Source organism: Pseudomonas sp. HMSC065H01 (assembly GCF_001815235.1).
Classification (GTDB): domain Bacteria; phylum Pseudomonadota; class Gammaproteobacteria; order Pseudomonadales; family Pseudomonadaceae; genus Pseudomonas; species Pseudomonas aeruginosa.
Genome location: NZ_KV819932.1, coordinates 266,121 through 268,093, shown reverse-complemented (window position 1 = coordinate 268,093; position 1,973 = coordinate 266,121). Strand labels below are relative to the sequence as shown.

Sequence of the window (1,973 nt, the reverse complement as noted above, 5' to 3'; positions counted from 1 at the left end):
CACCGTATCACGGCGTTCTCGCCGTCAAGGGCTGCACGTGCCTTGCACGCTGGCGTCCTGGCGGCCGTCGGTGACCCCTGACAGCTGCGCTGCGCCGTGCTGGCGCCGGTTCCGGGCAATTCCGCCCGAGCAACCGGAGCACGATCATGTCGCAACTTTCCTTTTCCTCGTTCGATGCCATGCTGCTGGTGCGTGATGCACAGGGGCGCTACCTGCCTGCGTCTGCAGATCAGATCCTGAATATGGCGCGTCAGGTGATCGACCAGAAATACCAGCGTGGAGCGTTGTTCACGTCGCCGGAGCTGGTCAAGGACTACCTGCGCACCAAACTGGCTGGTTTTGAGCACGAGGTGTTTGCGGCGCTATTCCTCGACAGCCAGCATCGGCTGCTTGAGTATGTGGAGTTGTTTCGCGGCACCATCGATGCGGCGGCGGTGTATCCACGGGAAGTAGTGAAGGAGGCACTGCGCGTCAACGCAGCGGCGGTGATTTTCTCGCACAACCATCCGAGCGGAAATCCAGAGCCCAGCCAGGCAGATAAGGTGCTGACCCAGCGCCTCAAGGAGGCCCTGGCGCTGGTGGATGTGCGCACGCTGGATCACATCATCGTGGGTGGCGAGGCGACAGCATCATTTGCGGAGCAGGGGCTGCTCTGACAGCAGGGGGCTTCGGCCCCTTTTTTGCTGCGCCCTGCCTGCTGGCCGTGCATCACTTGTCGCTATTGCGTTCGCGTTGTCGCAGTCGCTTCACGTAGGCGCTGTCTTTCAGTTCGTCAGGGCCCAGATCCAATGCGCCGTTCACCAGCGAGGCCAGCGTGGCATCGCTGAGCCTGAAGCCTTCGAGTAGCGGACCACCGCTCCGTTCGCTGTTCTCCTCGATGGCGGCGAAGAGTGCCTTGAAGAAGTCCGCAGGCGAGTGGCGTGTGGCTGCGGTTGCGGCTCGAGTCAGCGGATCTGTGGCCTCCAGTTCGGCGCCGTTGGCATCTCTGCCCAGCGCTCGAACGAACTGTTCCACGGTGGGCCAGTACTTCCATTCGAACTGGTTGCGAACGGTGTTCAGGCGCTCCTTAACATAGGCGTTAAAGAGGTAGTGATCCTTCGCTGCATCCTCAATTACGTTACAGACATGGTAGTGAGTGTCACTGCTGAAACCCGATGTATTGTGCAGGTTGGAGCGGTGCTCCAGCAGTTGGGCCAGTTCCTCGGCTTTCTGCGCAATCTGCTGGTTGGTGTCGACAAGTTCGTCCCGTTGACCACGAGCCCTGGCGATCTTATCTGGGGCCCAGAAGGCTGCGGTACTGAGCAAGAGGCTCAGGAATACCGAGAGTGCCCGAGGATGCAGGTGCAGTTTGTCGTACAGCTCACCGTAGGCTTCATTCAGTTCGAGGCGTCGCGCGAGCAGGCGATCGATGATGGCGTTTTCGCTGGGCAGGATGTTGTGCTCAACGTTGTAGGTTTTATCGTCGATCAGGATGTTCTCGCAGGTTTGCTGCGGGGGTGGGGTCGGTGCGGTACGCATGGGTCTTCTCTGAGTGGTGAGGATGCTTTGCAGCGTAATGAGCCGAGTTGCGCTTGTCGGTACCCCAAAGCCCATTGTTCGACCTGCTCTCAGGTACCTCTGTTTTTGGGCATCCCGGCCAATGGCCGGGCGCGCTGTCATGCTGTGCATCGAGCCACGCTGCGCGAGTCTCGCCCCATTCGGGTTTCCATCGTTCCCTCACGGCGTTCGGCTGATGCCTTCGGCCCGGCTACGCAGGGCCTGCGCGCTGCGCTTGCGTGGCGTCTGCGCTAACGCTGTGGCCGTTGCCTGTCGATCCGCCTTTCCCTGAATTCATCACCTTGTCGCGACTGTAGCCCGCGGCCTTGAGCCGTCAAGGCGCGCCGGGCCGTGTCCTCGGCTGCGCCTGCGGGCCGCACCTACCCGGCGCTTGTCTCCTTGACGGCCCCCGTCCGCGCGCTCCTGACCGTCGCGGG

Annotated in this window: 2 protein-coding genes; one reads left to right on the top strand and one right to left on the bottom strand. The window is 61.7% G+C overall.

Annotated features, from left to right (window positions below):
- Positions 1-146 precede the first annotated feature (146 nt).
- Positions 147-656, top strand: coding sequence for a RadC family protein (gene radC, locus HMPREF3014_RS28600; protein WP_009616213.1), 510 nt, complete (start codon positions 147-149; stop codon positions 654-656).
- A gap of 52 nt (positions 657-708) precedes the next feature.
- Here the strand turns inward: radC and HMPREF3014_RS28595 are convergent, their stop codons facing one another.
- Positions 709-1,518 (bottom strand): hypothetical protein, encoded by an 810-nt coding sequence (locus HMPREF3014_RS28595; protein WP_023087045.1) that lies wholly within the window; start codon positions 1,516-1,518, stop codon positions 709-711.
- Between the last annotated feature and the right edge of the window lie 455 nt (positions 1,519-1,973).